The organism is Paenibacillus sp. FSL K6-2859, from assembly GCF_038008265.1.
Lineage (GTDB): Bacteria > Bacillota > Bacilli > Paenibacillales > Paenibacillaceae > Paenibacillus_AQ > Paenibacillus_AQ nitricinens.
This window is the reverse complement of the sequence record NZ_JBBOYU010000001.1, coordinates 6,091,701-6,110,364: the sequence shown is the minus strand read 5'-3', so window position 1 is coordinate 6,110,364 and position 18,664 is coordinate 6,091,701. Positions and strand designations below refer to the sequence as shown.

The following is an 18,664-nucleotide window of genomic DNA, read 5'->3' as shown; positions in this document are numbered from 1 at the left end:
CCCATGGCAAGATTCCTGAATATTCCTGAACCATTCTGACAAATATCTGGTCTCCAGTACGATTACGGAGGACATGCTCGAATGGCAACCTGCAAGCCTGATCAAGGGCAATCTCTTCGAGGAGATAATGAAGCTAAAGCAAACAGCCTGAAAAGAACATTCAGGTCCCTGGTAGTCCGAAATTAGTCAGATCCCTATTGCAAAATGGATTGTTAAATGAGCTTAGGCTTAATATCTGTCCCGTAGTCGTTGGCTCTAGAATGCGTCTTTTTGACGAGATCACGAATCAAGTCCCACTTCATCTTGTGGACTCAAAAGCTTACAGTAACGGTGTAGTAGGCTTAACGTATCGCATATAATCTTTGAAATGAAACACTCCTTCAGAATATTCTGAGGAGTGTTTTTTTGTTTAACAGTGCGGTTTAGACGTCGGTTTTGGAAACACCGTTTAAGCTGGGAACATAATCGGCAGCTTTATCGATGTTAACCATCTGAGCCGCTTCATTAAAATTATTGTTATTCTGTGCATTGTTTTTCTTACTTGGTTGATGTTTGCCTGGTTCACCTTTGGGACTGGCGTTATTTTTTGGCATGACATTCACCTCCATATTCTCCCCATAGTATGAGAAGGTAGTTTGAGTTTTATGCCAGATGAGGAGGTGTTGAGGTGCACCACCGCAAAAGACTTGCGGGTTTAACGGCAGTTATTTTCGGTGAAATGACCTGGCTTCTATTGTAGAATTGGATTATATAGGAAAAACAGGCGTTTAATTATAAAAAGGTAGGTGAGAATATTGCTCTCTGACAAGAAACAATCTCTTCTATTTATTATTATGGTGTGGGCAATGGCACTTGGGATGCTGCTACTCCCAGAATCAGCACAAGGTCTGTACGGTTTTACCCCGTTGCTCACAGTATTTCTCATGATGTTCTTGATTGTACGCGATGGTTATCGTGCTGAGGGCTGGAGAAGGTTAGGTTTCAGATTTAGAGGTGGAAAAGAATACATATTGGCTTTGGTTATTCCCTTAATTTCACTGGGAGCGGGTTATGCTGTCTATTGGACAGGATGGGCATCAAGCTTGAATCCTCCAGATTCATGGATCAAGACGGCTATATATTTGGTCGTTTATATTGTTCTGGGTTCGCTATCTGCATTGGGGGAAGAAATAGGATGGAGGGGCTGGCTGCTTCCGCGCTTTCAATGGATGGGAAGAGTTAGTTCCAGTATCACAATGGGTTTTATCTGGGCAATATGGCATTATCCCGCGATTCTTGGCCCACGTGCCTATCATTCTTCAGGGAACCGCTGGCTTGTGTTGACCCTGTTCACTTTATCCGTTGTATTTGCGGGAATTATTATTAATGAACTGCGTCTGACCTCTGGCAGTATATGGCCGGCAGTGCTTTTACATGGAACTAATAATGCTCTAGATAGTGTGTTGCGCAATATTACTTCGAGTTCATCACCGATGCTAGAGTATGTAGCTGGAGAGAGTGGTTGGGTCCCGGTAATTTTATATGGTGCTGTAGCAGTTTGGATTCTGAATCGAAACCTCAGGATTAAACGGCAGCCGATCAGTTTAGCGCAATAACTCTTGCGTTCGTTTATAAATGAAGGAATATCATGCATAAAAGTATATTATTCCCTATTGAATTCATTTAAGATAGTAGAGGATACATGATCTGAATTACAAATATGTATAATTTTGTTCTTCCGGGGGATTCAAATGAGAATGAAACTCCGTTATTTTTTCATATCAGGGTTACTATGCGTTTTTGCCTTTCTTATCATTCATTTTGTGGGAATCATTCACTCCAATATCTTACTTGAAGTTGGCCTGGAGCAGAATGAACAAGGACAATATTATACCGCAGAGGTCGACGTTTCCAGTGAGGGCTATAAGCAGAATTTACGGGAAGGGGATATTTTAGTAGCGGTTAATGGAACACCGATTGAAAAAGTGGATGGACCGGTGAGATACGGAAATCTCACGCAAGTTCAATCCATTGATCTCCTCCGTATTTCTAAAGAGGGTATCCTGATCGCAGAACATTATGATATCAAGAATAAATTGTCGGTATATCATACGTTCACACAGCTTGTAGTACCTGGAGCAACCTTTGTTTTTTTGATGGTGTTAAGTCTTCTTTTATACCGTAGAAAAAATGGAGAACGCGCAGCTGAACTGCTGATTTTGTTCTTTTTATTGGTGGGAGTGACTTACTTCGCCGGATATGCCTCAAGCAGATCAGATCTCATCGGTAGAATTACTATGAGTGGCTTACTACCTTTAATCCCGCTGGTGTTTATCCACTTTGTCCAAGTACATCTGAAAGGATTTAATGTTCTATTTCTTTCTAATTTTCTTATCAAGACATCCTACGGATTCGTCATTTTACTTGGTATGGTTTCAAGCTTTAGTTTAGTTATTTACTCCTGGGATAGAGCCTTATATTCCTTTATGCGTCTAATTATTATTGGTTTTTTTGTTGTAGGCATCCTATACAGCATATTTAAGCTGCTCTATGTATACATCAATTATCGGAGCACAGCACTTAAATCGATGCTTAAAATTATGCTAACCGGACAAATCCTTGCGTTTACACCATTTATTTTTCTTTCAGCTGTGCCGATAGCTTTTGGGATCGACTTGATTCCTTACGAAATCACTACGATTTTCTTGTTTTTAATGCCAGTTACCTATTTTTATCTGCTCACTGCTAAACAGCTATTTGATATTGATTTCGCTTTTAGTCGATTCAAATATGATCTGTTCATTGCTTTCATTCCGGCGCTAATCATTGTGGTAGTACTGGCGATCATTCAGAGTAGGCCGGAATATGATTGGATCAAATGGGTTCAGATGTTTTTGGTGGTGTATTTATCGATTACGACTTTCTTATTTTTTAAGGAGAAAATAGATCATTATTTCCGGCCTAAGCTGGTCCATGAACTTCATCATTATCAAGGGAGTTTGGAACGATTCTCTAAGCAAATCTCAAAGGTTATGAAGGTATCTGATTTGGAAGCTGCACTCAACAAGGAGATCAATGAGATTTTACCGGTTAATCGGTTGGCTTTTTTTGAGATAGATGAGGATGAGAATTTGCATAGTCTCGAGCCAATCGTGGATGATTCTGGCCAAGACATCTATATACAATTTGTATCACAATACCCTGTTCTTAAAGTAGGGGAGGTCATTCAACTTCAGCAAGGGATCATACTAGTGATAGGTCGCCATAAAAAGAGTGTTCATCTCCTATGGATCGATCATAAGAAGAATCATATCAAGACGAATAGGGATGAGCTAAATTGGTTAAACACCATCGCAAACTATGCAAGCATCGTCTATGAGAATTTATATCTGATTGAAGGTCTGATTGAAGACCTTGAAGTTGAAATGAAAAAAGAGCAACATGGGTCACCCTGGGTTCTGCGCCTGATTTTTAACTTGTCAGAGAATGAGCGAAGAAAGCTGGCGGCAGATTTACACGATTCTGCCCTTCAAGATCAACTTATTTGGCTTCGTAGGCTAGAAACGCTGATCTCCGATCACGACATTTCAAAAGAAATCTTACCGGAGCTGCTTCAGATCAAAGAGGGGCTGTTGGATGTTATCTATCAGATCCGGGAGACTTGCAATGAACTGCGTCCTCCGCTTCTTAGGGAAGCTGGGATTGTGAAGGCGCTGGAAATTTTATTTGAGTATGCTCAGCTGCAGTCCAATTATTTTATTAGCTTTACATCAAATCCGATAGGCGAGTTAAGTGATGAATTGGTGATAGCTCTTTATCGAATTGTGCAGGAACTTCTGAGAAATGCCGGGAAGCACGCCAAGGCAAATCAGATTGAGATTGAACTGGAACAGAAAGAGCAGCTCTATTTCCGTTACAAGGATGATGGAGTAGGAATGAATATCGGAGATATTAAAGAATCATTTCATCATATGGGCTTGTCCGGTATCAAAGAGCGTGTAGCGAGTTTAGAAGGAGAATGTAAGTTTTACTCGGAGAAGGGTAAAGGGTTGGAGGTTACTATTTATTTACCGACAATGACACTTGTAGAGGAGAAAAATAGAGGAGGCGATGACGATGATACGTATCTTGTTGGTTGACGATCATCCTTCAGTTGGAGAAGGAACCAAAAACATGATTGAGCAGGATGCTGATATGGAGGTAACCTTTGTTTTGTCAGCAATGGAAGCTTTCGATAGGCTGGAGCAGCAAGGATTTGATGTGATATTATGCGATCTTAATATGCCTACCATTAGCGGACTCGAATTCACCAAAAGAGCCGTTCAGCGTGATCCCGAATCTAAAGTAGTGATATATACCGGATATGAAATCAGTGCGCATTATAACCTGTTGATAGAGTCAGGGGTTACAGGATTTATCTCTAAGACAGCTTCCAGAGAACAGTTGTTAAATATCATTCGTTGTGCACTAAGAAATGAGGCTGTCATTCCAGTATCTTTACTAAAGCAGCTGCGCAGAAGTGATATCAAGATATCCAGTAACCGGGATAATCAGTTCATTGAAGAAGTATCTATTAATCAAAAAGAACAAGAGATACTCCAAGAAGTTGCCAGTGGAAAAAGCAACAAAGACATAGCCAGCAAACTTTTAATGTCACAAAGAACTGTGGAGTATAACTTGACGAGAATCTTTGAGAAGCTGAGTGTACACTCCAGATCCGAAGCTATCGTGGAGGGAAAACGGCTGGGACTTGTTAGAACGGAGCAATTTTGAACTGGACAAATACATAGTCTTGTTAAATTTACAATTTCGAAGATATGAAGGAGAGATCACACTATGATCGACATGGACAAAATATATCTGATTACAGATATCCCCGGTTATTCACCGCAAATTAGTCGTCTTTTATCCATGATGAACTATGCCAGACACACAACACTACAAGCCGTTGCCAGTCTAACAGTGGAACAACTGGACTACTTATTGGACTCAGAAAGCAACTCCATTGGAGCGTTATTATCACACTACGCTGCGGTAGAATATGCGTATCAAGTGGCAACGTTTGAGGGAAGAGATTTGTCTGAGGAAGAATTAACCATATGGGGGCCAGCGTTAAGCTTAGGTGACGAAGGGCGAGCAATGATTAAAGGGAATGATCTTAACTATTATTTAGACCGTTTAAATGAAGTAAGAGAAAGAACATATGCATTGTTCGCAAACGTTGATGATGACTGGTTATATACAGAAGAGGAATTCTGGCATAACAAACAGGCGAACTACTATTTCATGTGGTTTCATGTATTCGAAGATGAAATTAATCACAGAGGCCAAATTAGATTGTTACGAAAAAGAGCGCTAGCTTAAAGAAAGGGGAACATGAATGGAGTTCATAGAGAAGAGTATTAAGCCTTTATTTAACAAGTATCCGTTGTTCTCTAAATTTATCTTAGCAGTGCTAATCTTTGATATCGTTTATTACGCAGGTAAAGAAATTGGGCGAATTGCCTATTATATGACTCACTAATTTCTTATAGATCAGGACAAGACAACCTCAGTTATTGAAGGTTGTCTTTTTTCGCTGCAAATCATGAAAGTCTCCAGTTCATTATCAGTTCACATAAATTTGTTAGGATAGGCAACATCAAAGACAGAGAAAAAGAGCGTGACCCAGGAGAGGAAGAGATCGGAATGAACATATTAGAGGTTAAGAATGTTAAAAAATCGTATACTTTGTATGGTAAGGAAAAGGTTCCAGTACTCCATGATGTGAATTTAAGCTTTGAGACAGGTGAATTTGTTTCCATCCTCGGTGAGTCTGGTTGCGGAAAGTCCACACTAATGAATATCATTGGTGGAATGGACTCTGATTATGAAGGCGATGTCCTTGTTCGCGGGAAGAACCTAAGCAAGATGACCGAAAAGGAAATGGATGACTATCGCAAAAACAACATCGGCTTCGTATTTCAAAACTTTAATCTGATTCCACACTTATCCGTCTTGGAAAATGTTACGGTTGCGATGCAGATGACGAATACAAGCGAAAAGGAACGTAATAAGCGTGCTATAGAGATTTTGACGGAGGTAGGATTAAAGGATCATCTGAAAAAACGTCCGAATCAACTGTCCGGTGGACAGAAGCAACGGGTATCCATTGCACGCGCATTGTCGAACAATCCAGATATTATACTGGCAGATGAACCTACGGGTGCGCTGGATAAGGATACAGGGGATCAAATATTAGTCTTGTTGGACAGCATAGCGAAAAGAGGGATTTTGGTCATTACCGTGACCCACTCGCAGAAAGTAGCTGATTACGGTAGCCGTATCGTTAAGCTTGAAGAGGGATTGGTTAAAGACGATATTCATTTGAAGGAACGTTCCATGGCTACCTACAATGGTGGAGATGGTTCGGCTCGAAACCTCAGCTTAATGGCTTCTTTCAAAATGGCTCTTCAAAATATGAAGCTTAATGCCAAACGTAATGTATTGGTAGCATTGGGTGGTTCGATAGGTATTTTAAGTGTACTTTTGATGCTTTCCTTAGGAAATGGGATCACGAGCTATATTAATAATGAAATAAATTCAAATATGGACCCTTTGCTGGTGGATATCACTAAGCCAAATCCAGAAGCCAAGGACATGAAGGGCCCAGAAGCGATGATGTTACCCGGCGTTACGTTTACAAAGGCCGATGTTGAAACGATTCGTAACCTTCCAAATGTAGATCATGTAGAGTCCATAACAACCATTACAGGCAAATCTACTACGGTTTTTGGGGAACAAACGAGTAGTCTTACACAATTAACCACCTTAAACGATACGTTTGATAAAGCGACGATTAAAGCAGGGGCTTTACCGAAAGAAAATGAAGTATTATTACCAACGAAAATAGCGAGTCAATTAAGTGGAAATGACCAACCGAATGCTATGGTAGGGAAGTCTATTCATCTGTATATTAATGAAATGGATGCTAAACATAAACCGATCACATTGGAAAAAGAAATCACGGTCTCTGGTGTTTATGAAGCCACTGATCCAAGAGCGCAAATGTCACCAACAGGATATATTCCAACACAGACACTGGAGCAAATGTATATTGATAAAGGGATTACCATTGGCCCGATTCAGGTTAATGCTTTTGCAACGGATATGAAATATGTGAATGATATTAATAAAGCGGCTGTTGATGCGGGCTTCTCGGGCTCCCAAACGGCAAAAATCATGGAGCGTATCACAACTTATGTGGATATGGCTACGATCGTTCTATCTGGTATTGCGGGGATTTCGCTCATCGTATCAGGGATTATGATATTGGTTGTACTTTATATTAGTGTAGTGGAACGGACTAAAGAAATTGGGATCCTTCGTGCGATTGGGGCAAGAAAGAAAGATATCAAGCGAATATTCTTTTCCGAATCCGCATTATTGGGAATATTTAGCGGTGTCTTCGCCATAATCTTTGCAGCTATCATTAGCTTTGGCTTAAATATACTTCTGGAAAATGCATTTGGCGTAAAGCTTATTAACTTATCTGGATCTTATATCGTATTCGGATTAGTTGTAAGTACAGGGATTAGTATTATCGCTGGTTTGATGCCTTCATCGAAGGCTGCCAAGCTCGATCCGATGGAATCTCTACGATACGAATAAATACAATGTTGGAAAGGAAATTGATGTATGAGCACAATTCTAGTGGTTGATGATGATTCCCATATCCGCAAGCTAATCCGATTATATCTTGAAAAAAATCAGTTTTCCGTAGTGGAAGCGGAAGATGGTCAAATAGCATTAGACATTCTAGCTCATACAAAAATTGACTTAGTGATTGTGGATGTGATGATGCCGAATATCGATGGTATTGAACTGACAGAAGATATTCGATCTTATATCGATATGCCAATCCTGATGGTTACAGCCAAGGGAGAGTCTAAAGATAAAGTCAGGGGATTTAATGCCGGGTCAGACGATTATTTAGTAAAGCCGTTTGATCCCATAGAGTTGATTCTTCGTGTCAAATCATTATTGAAGAGATATCATGTAACACCTTCGAATGTTATTCAATTAGGGGAAGTAACGATTGATCTAGGGAATTTAATAGTCTCTAATGCCGATCAAATGGTTGAATTGAAAAAGAAAGAATGTGAATTGTTATTTGCTTTGGCGGGTTCGCCAAAGCAAATTTTCACACGGACTCAGCTTATAGAAAATGTATGGGGAATGGACTATGAAGGTGATGATCGTACGGTTGATGTGCATATTAAACGCTTAAGGGAACGTCTTGAGCCTATTCCTCAGGTCATTATTTCTACGGTAAGAGGACTTGGTTATCGACTGGAGCTAGCCTAGATGGTGAGAAAAAGTTTGCGTCTTCGAATCGTCGTTACGTTCATTGGTATTGTTTTAGTCAGTTTAATTATTTCCTTTTTTCTTTTTATGCAGTTTTCAGAAAAAAATAATACCCCAAACCATATGTTCATTAATATTGCTAAAGATATAGCTAAGGTGACAAATCTAATAGATGATCCGGAAAAAGTAAACGCATTTGCAGATCTGCTTAATCGATTTGGTATTGATATAGCAGTTGTTAATGAGCCAAGTGAATCTGTTTTTTCATTAGCCAAGGAGAAGGTTGCTACCTTATTCAAATCCAACACAACCGATGCGGTCTTTTTATCGGGTAGGGGCGGACTTGCTATCGTAGGGATTCCTAAGATAGATGATGGGAAAGGTGCTTTCATTATCAAGATTGATTTTTCATCGATTGTAAGAGGCTTGAGAATTACGCTTCTGTTTACACTATTAGCTGTACTAGTCATCGGAAGCTTGCTTATTTTGTTTATGTCCAGGTATATTGTGAAGCCTATTAAGAAGCTGACTGTTGCAGCTAAGGAAATGGCGTCAGGTAATTTATCTGTCCGATTGACCTATCGTAATAAGGATGAATTTGGTGAACTGATGGAGAGCTTTAATCGTATGGCAAGTGAGCTGCAGAAAATGGACTCAGTTCGTGATGATTTTGTCAGCAATGTTTCTCATGAAATGCAGTCACCACTTACATCGATTAGAGGATTTACAAGAGCGCTACAAGACGGTGTCATTCCATTAGAAGAGCAAAAAGAGCATCTGGATATTATCTATGAGGAAACCTTGCGATTATCTAGGCTTAGTGATAATCTGCTCCGATTAGCCTCACTCGATTCAGAACACCATCCGGTTAATCCCACCACATTCCAATTAGATGAACAATTAAGAAGAACGATCGTATTAGCGGAACCACAATGGGCACGGAAAGATATTATGATTGAATTGGATTTATTGCCTTGCGAGATCACGGTGGATAAAGATTTATTTGATCAGGTCTGGCAGAACTTAATAAACAATGCTATAAAATATACGGGGCAAGAAGGTACCATTCATGTTGAAATTGAGATGAACGCGCAATTTGTGAAGGTATATATTAAAGATTCTGGAAAAGGCATTCCTGAGGAAGCACTTCCGCTTATCTTTGATCGATTTTATATGGTGGAGAAGGCGCGTAGCAGCGCTCTTAAAGGGAATGGACTTGGACTTTCCATTGTAACGAAGATTCTGAAAATACATGATTGTAGAATTGAAGTGGAGAGTAAAGTTGGAGAAGGAACACAGTTTGTTGTAACGATTCCTAGAACCTAAACCACATGAATAGCTAATGGGATAAAGCTAAAGGGAAACTTTGAGGGGGATGATGATGCAAGATCTAAATCCAATCTATTTACGCGAATTGAAGCAAACGGACTGGAGAGATGTTCATGCGTATTGTTCACAGGATCGTGTGTGTCGTTTTCAAGCCTGGGGCCCAAATACTCCTGATCAAACCCTTTCCTTTGTGAGTCAGGCACTAGATGACTCTCGAAAAGTTCCCAGAACTAGGTTCGCACAAGCCATAGTTGCAGTAGGAACTGAAAATTTGATCGGCATGGTTGAACTAAATATAAGAAGCCATACGGACAGAAGCGGTGAAATCGGCTATATTGTCCATCCTGATGTCTGGGGACAGGGAGTCGCTACAGCAGCAGCCGGACTAATGTTGAAGTTTGGTTTTGAAGAGCTGCATCTACATCGAATATACGCGACCTGTGACCCTCGAAATAGTGGATCATCCAAGGTGCTCACCAAGATTGGCATGACCTATGAAGGCAGATTAAGAGATGCTTTACTCATAAAAGATGGCTGGCGTGATTCTTTGATGTTCAGTATGCTGGAGCACGAGTGGTGTAAGCAAGACAATTTAAAATAAATTCTTGCTTCTCAATGTCTAGTTCATTACAATATAAGTATTCGCTTATATATATATTGGAAGGAGGAGAAGTAGGGATGCAATCACTGACGGATATTGCAGATGATTTGAAGCTCTTAGGAGATAAGACGCGACTGGCCATGCTATCACTTTTGAAAGAACGGGAATGGTGCGTGTGTGAATTCCTTGATATTTTTGATATATCCCAGCCGGCGATTAGTCAGCATTTACGGAAATTGAAGAGTCGAGGGATCGTGAAAGAAAGCAAACGAGGACAGTGGGTGCATTATTCATTAAATGTCGAGGATAAACCGCATCTTAGGGCTGTTCTTCAACAAATGCCCAGTTCAGCCGCGATATTGGCTAGTTTGAATAAAGAAGTTAAAGCACCGTGCTGTGACTAAAATATAGTTGTAGTTTTTTTAGAGTGTATATAACTATATAGTTATATGGTGATATAGGATTCATTCGCAGATTATAGGAGTGTTGAGAAAGTGGTCATGCTAGCCATACTTATTTTTATAGTCACTTTAATTTTTGTAATCTGGCAGCCTCGAAATTTATCGATTGGATGGTCAGCCTGCGGCGGAGCGATCATTGCTTTACTAGCTGGGGTAGTTAGCTTTAATGATGTTCTGGATGTAACACAGATGGTATGGAATGCTACGTTGGCGTTTGTTGCAATCATCTTAATTTCCTTGATTTTAGACAGTATCGGATTTTTTGAATGGGCTGCTTTACATATGGCGCGAGCGGCACGGGGGAACGGAACACGAATGTTTGTGTATGTCATCGTTCTTGGTGCATTGGTTTCTGCCTTTTTTGCAAATGATGGAGCGGCTCTAATACTTACCCCTATTGTACTTGCTATGGTAAGAGCGCTGAATTTTGATGAGAAAAAAGTATTTCCATTCATTATTGCTAGCGGCTTTATTGCGGATACCACCTCATTACCGCTTGTGGTTAGCAATCTTGTGAATATCGTATCGGCTGACTTTTTTGGAATTACCTTTATGGAGTATGCGGGGAAAATGATAGTACCTACACTATTCTCGTTGATGGCGAGTATCGTAGTGCTTTATTTCTTTTTTCGTAAAAGTATTCCGAAGCGATTTAATGATTCCCAGCTAAAAGATCCGCAAGAGGCTATCAAAGATAAGAAGATGTTCCGTCTATCATGGATTGTACTGGCTATTCTTTTAATAGGGTATTTCGTTAGTGGATTCTTGAAGATTCCGGTATCAGTGGTTGTGGGAATCATTGCAATTGTGTTCATGCTCCTCGCGAGAAGAAGCCCTTCCGTCAAGGTGAAAGAAGTGCTTACAGGAGCACCTTGGGCGATTGTGTTCTTCTCCATTGGAATGTATGTCGTGGTATATGGACTTCGGAATGCGGGTCTAACTGATCTGCTCGCTAAGGCGATAGGAATGATTGCTGATGAGGGTCTATTCGCTGCAACTATGGGTATGGGGTTCATTGCTGCATTGATCTCATCATTGATGAATAATCTGCCTACTGTAATGATTGACGCACTCGCAATTGATGCAACGCATACAACCGGAGTTATTAAAGAGGCGTTAATATATGCGAATGTTATAGGTTCAGACTTAGGGCCTAAAATCACCCCGATTGGCTCACTAGCAACGCTGCTGTGGCTCCATGTGCTTTCGGCCAAAGGGGTGAAGATATCCTGGGGAACGTATTTTAAGACGGGTATTATATTAACTATTCCAACGTTGTTTATTACACTTTTAGGTCTTTATCTGTGGTTGTTGATTACTTAATTTGAAAAGGGGAAGATCAAGATGAACAAGAAAACGATTTATTTTTTATGTACAGGAAACTCTTGCCGGAGTCAGATGGCTGAGGGCTGGGCGAAGCGGTATCTAGGGGAAGCATGGAACGTGTATAGCGCTGGAATTGAAGCCCATGGTCTAAATCCAAAAGCTGTACAAGCCATGAGCGAAGTAGGCATAGATATCACCGGACAGACCTCGGATATGATTGATTCTAATCTGCTGAATAATGCTGATCTAGTCGTTACGTTATGTGGGGACGCTGCGGATAAATGTCCAATGACGCCTCCGAAGGTCAAACGGGAACACTGGGGCTTCGATGATCCGGCAAAAGCGCAAGGGACCGATGAAGAGAAGTGGGCAGTGTTCCAGCGTGTGCGTGACCAGATTGAGGAAAGAATCAAACGATTTGCGGAGACCGGTGAATAGTTACCAGGTGAAGCATCCTTTTCTTTTTATACCTTATCCTTATATTTCCCGCATAAATACTTACCGTCCTTTAGGAAAGCCGGAGGTGTTTTTACTTGGCTCAGGGTATTTCACAACGGGCCATTTCACTTTCCTTAAGGCGTTTATAACCTCTGGTCCAACGTTCAGATTACTTTGAACCAATTCTTGGGGAGTGAGAGCCATCCATTGATTCAGAGAAACGTCGGCAAAACGATCGCTTTTGAACATTTCAAGGAACCATAAGGAGTCATCGCCTGTATTCTGAATATAATGTCCAAACGCAAAAGGAACATATCCTACATCACCTGCTCTATAATTAAAGGTTCGTGCTACACCATTTCCAGCGAATACGGTCATGCGTCCTTTTCCGGTAAGATAATACTGCCATTCATCGTTATTTGGATGCCAGTGCAGCTCTCTCATCCCTCCGGGTTCAATTTCTACCAATGCGGCAGCGACGGTTTTGGAGATCGGAAAGTTACTGGAATCGACAATTCTGACGCTCCCGCCGGGAGTCTTCAGCGGAGGCTGAGCCAATAAGGAATATTTAAAGGTTTGTGGAATCTCACCGTATGGAGATTCTACTTTTTGACTTTGCAATGAGCCCGGAACCCGATCCTGATAAATATAGACCTGTTCGGTGGGAATAGAGTCAAATGCAGCGGCAGGCACCCCAAAGTTAGCCGAAAGAACTTCTTTCGGAGTATGGGCAAACCAATCGGAAATGGACAAGGTGTTTAGATCAGAGAAACTTCCATCGTCGAATACTAGCAGAAACTCACAGCCTTCTTCAAGACCTTGTATAGAGTGGGGAATACCTGGCGGAAAATACCATAGATCACCTGGCCCCACATCTGCGATGAAGTTTCGACCGTTTTGATCTACGGAAGTAATTCGAGCTCGACCTAGCAGCATATAAGACCATTCCGCTTGCTGATGCCAATGGAGTTCACGTACTCCACCGGGGGTTAGGCTCATGTTGACGCCAGCTAGTGTAGTGGCGATGGGGAGGTCTCTGACCGTCACCTCTCTCGACCAGCCACCATGATTAAGCTGCATATGTGCATCGGAGAAAGAAAATTTTAAATTGGGGACGAGACCGGCATCGGTCACGGGAGGGACAAACATGTCCGGATTCTCCAAATCCCGCATGATATCACGCGGTCCTTTATCTAATCCCCCTGCGCCATCACTTCGAATGGGCTGGGGGATATTTGTCTTTCTTGGCGAATCCTGTCCATCTGCAGTCATCCATCGCACTCCTTTCATGATTCTAAATAACTCAATGAAAATATATGCGGAATCCTGTCTTTTATGATGAATAGCAGAAGTGGAACAAGTTGACATGCGGAAGGGGATCATTGATTATTACTAATAGAGGCTTTGTTCTAGACGGAGTAGAGAGGGAGAGGGGTTTGAGATGAATCACATTAAGGAGTCCTTGCAACGATTAGGGAGAATAAGAGCTTATGTCATAGGTCTATTGGTAATCATGTTCGCCGCGGGTTCCGCGGTTACACCTACATCGGTGTCGGCAGCTGTTCAGTTAGGGACTCAGGTAATGCCACTATCATACGGGGGGTATTACGTCCTTTTTCCAGGTAAACTCGCTCCTTATTTTAAATCAGGTAAATTAATGGTGCCGATTCGGGCTTTCTCGAGTGCGATTGGTGCAGATTTGCTCTATGACGCGTTAACGAATAGTGTTACGGTTTCACTATTGGATCGATCGGTTGGAAAGATTAAAGCAGGGCAACTTGAGGCAGAATTTAATGGGGAGACAGAAGATTCATTAGGGATCGCCCCAGAGATCAAGGATGGAATCCTATTTGTTCCAGCATCCCCTATTCTAGAGGGGTTAAAGACATTTCGCTGGGAAACTCAGTTCAATAATGTGAATAAATTAACCCTTGGTATTGGCGCCAGAAAAGGCGAGGAATGGGCAAAGCCTGAGGCGGATCGAGCGCTTGCCCCTTACCCAGTGGAAACGACAGCCCATCCATATCCGTTATATCCATTTAAGCTAACACAGACTCCATCTGGGAAAGAATTCAGACTAACCTTAGGCGTGCAAAATACCTCTGGCTTTGTTATCCCTAAAGGGAATGCGGAACTGGAGCTGGTGAGTGTGGACAGTAAAGGGAACTCTTACTACCAAACGTTAAAAGGGCCTGATTCGTTAACCTCCAAAGCGGCATTATTGTCATTTTCCGTTTCCATTCCGGCAGAGGCCGAATATGTCATTTTCAGATCACGTACCTTGAGAGCGGAGTAAGGATCATTGCATGTTCAACAAGATATATAGAGAGCAGGTTAAGAAATAGATGACAGGTAAAGAAGGGCAGCGCTATCGCTTCAGTGAAGCGCCAATTTGGGAATTGCAACGAGCTTATTATGAGGAACAGGGATTAAAGGCTTGGAATAATGATCAGGTCCCACAGTATATTACGAGTAATCCTATGATAGCGACTGCCTATGCGGAAATGATCTTCGGATTTCTGCAAGATCGGGCTGGACAAGGACATTTCTCTGAAACAGTTACCATACTGGAATTAGGGGCAGGGGCGGGACGATTAGCGTTTCATATCCTTGAGAAGCTTTGCGAAATCATAGATTACGCAGGGACTCCACTTCCTCCTTTTCGTTATGTGATGAGTGATTTGCCTGCTAAAAATATAACCAGCTGGCAGCAGCACCCAAGCTTACTTCCATTCGTAGAGCAGGGTATTCTTGATTTCGCACGTTTTGATGCAGTACAGGATACTGAACTGTATTTAGTACGTGCGAAGCTCAGTATCAGGCCCGGTGATTTACAGCAGCCGCTGCTGCTTGTTGCGAATTATTTTTTTGATAGTATCCCGCAGGAATTGATTTATGTGGATGAAGGTAAAATATTTGAATGTGAGGTATCTATTCAGTATTCAAAGGATGCAGATTCGGATAACCCCTCAGATGTTCTGGGCACAATCATTCCACAGTATCATTATCGTCGTGGGGCTAGTTACGAAGCGGAGACTTACCCTTATCACGATGTTATAAAACTTTATCAGCAGAAGCTGGAGGATTCACATATTCTGTTTCCTGTGGTGGGGCTTACTTGTCTGGAGCGGCTGGCTAGGTTGTCTACAGAAGGGTTCGTACTCCTTACAGCGGATAAGGGGGATCACCGAATAGAGAATTGGGAATTTGCGGAACCGCCTATGCTAATTCATCACGGTAGTTTCTCCTTAACGGCGAATTATCATGCGATCCAGCATATGTTGGAACAAAAAGGGGCACACTCTTTATTTACTACACATCACTATAAGAACCTGAACATTGGATGTATTCTTATGGTGGAAGCCCCTCAAAGTTATACGAACACTCGGCTGGGTTACAAGCGGTTTATAGAGCGTTTTGGTCCGGATGATTTCTTCAGTATGAAGGAATGGATGGATCTGCAATTAGATACGATGGGACTGCAGGAAATTTTGGCCTTTTGGCGTTTGGGTGGGTACGAAGCGGAATGGTTTATCCATAGTGCTGAGAAGATTTCGGAGCTGTTACCCGACGCTAGTGATGAAGAAATGCTGGATCTCCAGCAAGGCATACAGCTCATGTGGACAGGTTATTATCCGATGGAACAGAGCTATGACCTCTCATTGGACGCTGGATTACTGCTGTATGAAATGGATAAGTTCGAGGAGGCATTAGTCTACTTAGAGCGTTCTAAGCATATCAACACGGAAGAACCGTTAGCATCAGTGCTTTATAGCATGGCCATTTGTAACTATGAGCTTGGAGCTGAAGGGGCTGCACTGGAATACACGCGTAGAGCTTTGGCTGTAGAGCCGGATAATGAAGTGGTATTGGAACTGATAACGGCTTTGAGCGAGGAATAGAGCGTAAGCTAAATAGAAGTGAAAGCACCATTTACATAGGACCCTCTATTTGGTATCTTATACAAAATAATTAAACGCGATGACGAGAAGAGTAAATACATTCATTCCTTCACAGAGAGCCCTGGATGATGAGAATAGGGTAAGGACGATTGTATCGAAACAAGCCTCTGAGCGGCATATCGGAACCGATCGACGGGGATGGTATGACGGGAGCTCCTGTTATAGAGCTAGAGTATAAGCACTGCGTAAGATGCATTGCCGTACTTGATGAGATTAATATGGCGACATATTAATGAACCTGGGGTGGTACCGCGAGAATTTCGTCCCCAAGACCATAAGTCTTGGAGGTGAGGTTCTTTTTATTTTGCAGATGAACAAAGCGGATATCACTCATAAACAGGAGGTAATAACAATGAACAAGGAACCGGAAGTATTAGCAGAGAGTTACATCGACAGATTGATTCAAGAAGAGCTGGAAGCTGGGACTTACAGTAGAGATATTTGCACGAGATTCCCACCGGAGCCTAATGGGTATCTGCATATTGGCAGCGCGTATGCTATTCACACGAACTATACGACGGCGAAGAAGTATGGCGGAAAGTTCCATTTGCGGTTCGATGACACCAATCCTTTAAAAGAGGATCTGGAGTATGTAAATGCTATTTGCGAAGATATGCTATGGATGGGCTACCCGCCAGACCATACTTTCTACGGATCAGACTATTCAGATAAAATATATAATAGCGCGGTAAAGTTAATCCGAAAAGGGAAAGCCTACGTCTGCGATTTATCACCTGAAGAGGTGTCAGCTTATAGAGGAACGCTTACGGAGCCGGGAACGAACAGTCCTTATCGGGAGCGTTCTGTGGAAGAGAATTTGAAGTTATTCACGGAGATGAGGAATGGAGCCTATCCGACGGGAGCCAGAGTATTACGGGTCAAAATAGATATGAGCTCACCTAATATCAACTTGCGTGATCCAGTGATTTACAGAATCATTCATGCGGAGCATTATAGAACCGGCAACGATTGGTGTATCTATCCGATGTATGATTTTGCCCATCCTATACAAGATGCGATCGAAGGGATTACGCATTCCCTATGTTCCATTGAGTTTAAGGATCATCGACCACTGTATGAGTGGGTGCTGAATGAACTGGATACCCCTGAGGCTCCAAAGCAAAGGGAGTTCGGACGCGTAAATATCACCGGTGTCGTTACTAGCAAGCGGTATATTAGACAATTGGTTACAGGACATTATGTGGATGGCTGGGATGATCCAAGACTCCCAACGCTTCGCGGACTGCGGAGAAGAGGTTTTACGCCGGAGAGTATTCGGAATTTTGTGAAGGAAATTGGTTTTGTTAGAAATAGCACCATTGTAGATATTGCCATGTTAGAACATTCGCTTAGACAAGATTTGAAGGCGAAGGCAACTAGCGTGATGGCTGTTCTAAAGCCTCTAAAGGTGGTTATTACTAACTACCCTGAGAATCAAAGCGAATGGCTGAAGATTGAGAATAACAGTGAGGATAAGACGCTAGGGGAAAGGGAAGTTCCTTTTTCACGGACGCTTTATATTGAACAAGAGGATTTCATGGAGGAGCCACCCAAAGGTTATCACAGGCTGACTATAGGGAATGAGGTTAGGTTAAAGGGCGCCTACTTCATTAAGTGCAATGAGGTGCTCAAGGACGAAGCAACTGGAGAAGTTATAGAGCTTCGCTGCACCTATGATCCGAGAACGAAGAGTGGAAGCGGATTTAATGAACGGAAGGTTAAGGCGACCATCCACTGGGTATCGGCTGAGCACGCGATCAAGGCGGAAGTTCATCAATATGAGAGGTTGCTAAAAGATAACGAGGGTCCTAAAGAAGAGGATGAACGCTGGGACGCGTATCTTAATCCAGATTCTCTAACCATTCTGAAAGATTGTTTGTTGGAGCCTTCCATGGCGAGTGCACTTCCAGAAGATAAATTTCAATTCATCCGGCATGGATTCTTCTGTGTGGATAAGAAATATACCACAGCAGATAAGCTGGTACTGAACCGAATTGTACCGCTGAAGGATACATGGAAGAAAAATTCGTAATTCACAGCACATAGAGATATTCAAAGTCTCACACCATAAGCATTTCGGAGTAATTGGCTTAAGCTGGGCGAAGATCGGGTAATTTCTGATCATCGTCCAGCTTTTTTTGTTCTTGGTCGTAGGTGGACAAGCATATGAAAATTTCTTATGAAACATATTTACATTTTTCAGGAATGAGCATATACTTTAA

At 41.9% G+C, this 18,664-nt stretch carries 18 protein-coding genes and 1 other annotated feature; of the genes, 16 read left to right on the top strand and 2 right to left on the bottom strand.

Annotation, left to right across the window (positions count from 1 at the left end; all coding sequences use genetic code 11):
* Positions 1-158: 158 nt before the first annotated feature.
* A complete protein-coding gene (locus tag MHB64_RS33945) occupies positions 159-359 on the top strand; it encodes a dihydrofolate reductase family protein (protein WP_094876920.1) in 201 nt (66 codons plus the stop codon).
* Positions 360-422: 63 nt separating this feature from the next.
* Here the strand turns inward: MHB64_RS33945 and MHB64_RS27205 are convergent, their stop codons facing one another.
* A complete protein-coding gene (locus tag MHB64_RS27205; protein WP_156113190.1) occupies positions 423-593 on the bottom strand; it encodes a hypothetical protein in 171 nt (56 codons plus the stop codon).
* Positions 594-785: 192 nt separating this feature from the next.
* Between MHB64_RS27205 and MHB64_RS27200 the strand changes: the two genes are divergently transcribed.
* The 12 genes from MHB64_RS27200 to arsC all read left to right on the top strand — a co-directional run bounded on the left by MHB64_RS27200 (position 786) and on the right by arsC (position 12,480).
* Positions 786-1,595 carry a CPBP family intramembrane glutamic endopeptidase gene (locus tag MHB64_RS27200; RefSeq protein WP_143812152.1) on the top strand — a complete coding sequence of 270 codons (810 nt, stop codon included), beginning with the start codon at positions 786-788 and terminating at the stop codon, positions 1,593-1,595.
* 135 nt (positions 1,596-1,730) lie between these two features.
* Positions 1,731-4,118: an ATP-binding protein gene (locus MHB64_RS27195; protein ID WP_341135782.1), complete on the top strand. Its 2,388-nt coding sequence runs from the start codon at positions 1,731-1,733 to the stop codon at positions 4,116-4,118.
* Complete coding sequence (locus tag MHB64_RS27190) at positions 4,096-4,752, top strand: response regulator transcription factor (protein ID WP_094876917.1); 657 nt, start codon at positions 4,096-4,098, stop codon at positions 4,750-4,752. Before MHB64_RS27195 ends, MHB64_RS27190 begins: the two co-directional genes overlap by 23 nt.
* Before the next feature lie 63 nt (positions 4,753-4,815).
* Entirely contained in the window at positions 4,816-5,343 is a 528-nt protein-coding gene (locus MHB64_RS27185; protein WP_341135781.1) for a DinB family protein, read from the top strand.
* A gap of 16 nt (positions 5,344-5,359) precedes the next feature.
* Positions 5,360-5,503: a hypothetical protein gene (locus MHB64_RS27180; RefSeq protein WP_179283668.1), complete on the top strand. Its 144-nt coding sequence runs from the start codon at positions 5,360-5,362 to the stop codon at positions 5,501-5,503.
* Positions 5,504-5,667: 164 nt separating this feature from the next.
* On the top strand, positions 5,668-7,629 hold the full coding sequence (locus MHB64_RS27175) for an ABC transporter ATP-binding protein/permease (RefSeq protein WP_341135780.1): 1,962 nt from the start codon (positions 5,668-5,670) through the stop codon (positions 7,627-7,629).
* Positions 7,630-7,656: 27 nt separating this feature from the next.
* Positions 7,657-8,325, top strand: coding sequence for a response regulator transcription factor (locus tag MHB64_RS27170; RefSeq protein WP_094871063.1), 669 nt, complete (start codon positions 7,657-7,659; stop codon positions 8,323-8,325).
* The gene (locus MHB64_RS27165) at positions 8,326-9,651 is read left to right on the top strand and encodes a sensor histidine kinase (protein ID WP_341135779.1); all 1,326 of its coding nucleotides are present in this window, start codon (positions 8,326-8,328) and stop codon (positions 9,649-9,651) included.
* A gap of 49 nt (positions 9,652-9,700) precedes the next feature.
* Positions 9,701-10,255, top strand: a complete 555-nt coding sequence (locus MHB64_RS27160) for a GNAT family N-acetyltransferase (RefSeq protein WP_306440468.1) — start codon at positions 9,701-9,703, stop codon at positions 10,253-10,255.
* A 77-nt stretch (positions 10,256-10,332) separates the two neighbouring features.
* The gene (locus MHB64_RS27155) at positions 10,333-10,659 is read left to right on the top strand and encodes an ArsR/SmtB family transcription factor (protein WP_094871057.1); all 327 of its coding nucleotides are present in this window, start codon (positions 10,333-10,335) and stop codon (positions 10,657-10,659) included.
* A gap of 96 nt (positions 10,660-10,755) precedes the next feature.
* Positions 10,756-12,039, top strand: coding sequence for an arsenic transporter (locus MHB64_RS27150; protein ID WP_179281633.1), 1,284 nt, complete (start codon positions 10,756-10,758; stop codon positions 12,037-12,039).
* Between the two features lie 21 nt (positions 12,040-12,060).
* Entirely contained in the window at positions 12,061-12,480 is a 420-nt protein-coding gene (gene arsC / locus MHB64_RS27145; RefSeq protein WP_094871053.1) for an arsenate reductase (thioredoxin), read from the top strand.
* A 60-nt stretch (positions 12,481-12,540) separates the two neighbouring features.
* Here arsC and MHB64_RS27140 read toward each other — a convergent pair whose 3' ends face one another.
* Positions 12,541-13,752 carry an oxalate decarboxylase family bicupin gene (locus MHB64_RS27140; RefSeq protein WP_341135778.1) on the bottom strand — a complete coding sequence of 404 codons (1,212 nt, stop codon included), beginning with the start codon at positions 13,750-13,752 and terminating at the stop codon, positions 12,541-12,543.
* Between the two features lie 169 nt (positions 13,753-13,921).
* On the opposite strand from MHB64_RS27140, the gene MHB64_RS27135 reads away from it, so the two are divergent.
* The 3 genes from MHB64_RS27135 to MHB64_RS27125 all read left to right on the top strand — a co-directional run bounded on the left by MHB64_RS27135 (position 13,922) and on the right by MHB64_RS27125 (position 18,474).
* Positions 13,922-14,776, top strand: a complete 855-nt coding sequence (locus MHB64_RS27135; RefSeq protein WP_341135777.1) for a copper amine oxidase N-terminal domain-containing protein — start codon at positions 13,922-13,924, stop codon at positions 14,774-14,776.
* A gap of 49 nt (positions 14,777-14,825) precedes the next feature.
* The gene (locus MHB64_RS27130) at positions 14,826-16,382 is read left to right on the top strand and encodes a tetratricopeptide repeat protein (protein WP_341135776.1); all 1,557 of its coding nucleotides are present in this window, start codon (positions 14,826-14,828) and stop codon (positions 16,380-16,382) included.
* A 70-nt stretch (positions 16,383-16,452) separates the two neighbouring features.
* Positions 16,453-16,713 (top strand) — a binding site (T-box leader).
* A gap of 81 nt (positions 16,714-16,794) precedes the next feature.
* Positions 16,795-18,474, top strand: a complete 1,680-nt coding sequence (locus MHB64_RS27125; RefSeq protein ID WP_341135775.1) for a glutamine--tRNA ligase/YqeY domain fusion protein — start codon at positions 16,795-16,797, stop codon at positions 18,472-18,474.
* The last annotated feature ends 190 nt before the right edge of the window (positions 18,475-18,664 follow it).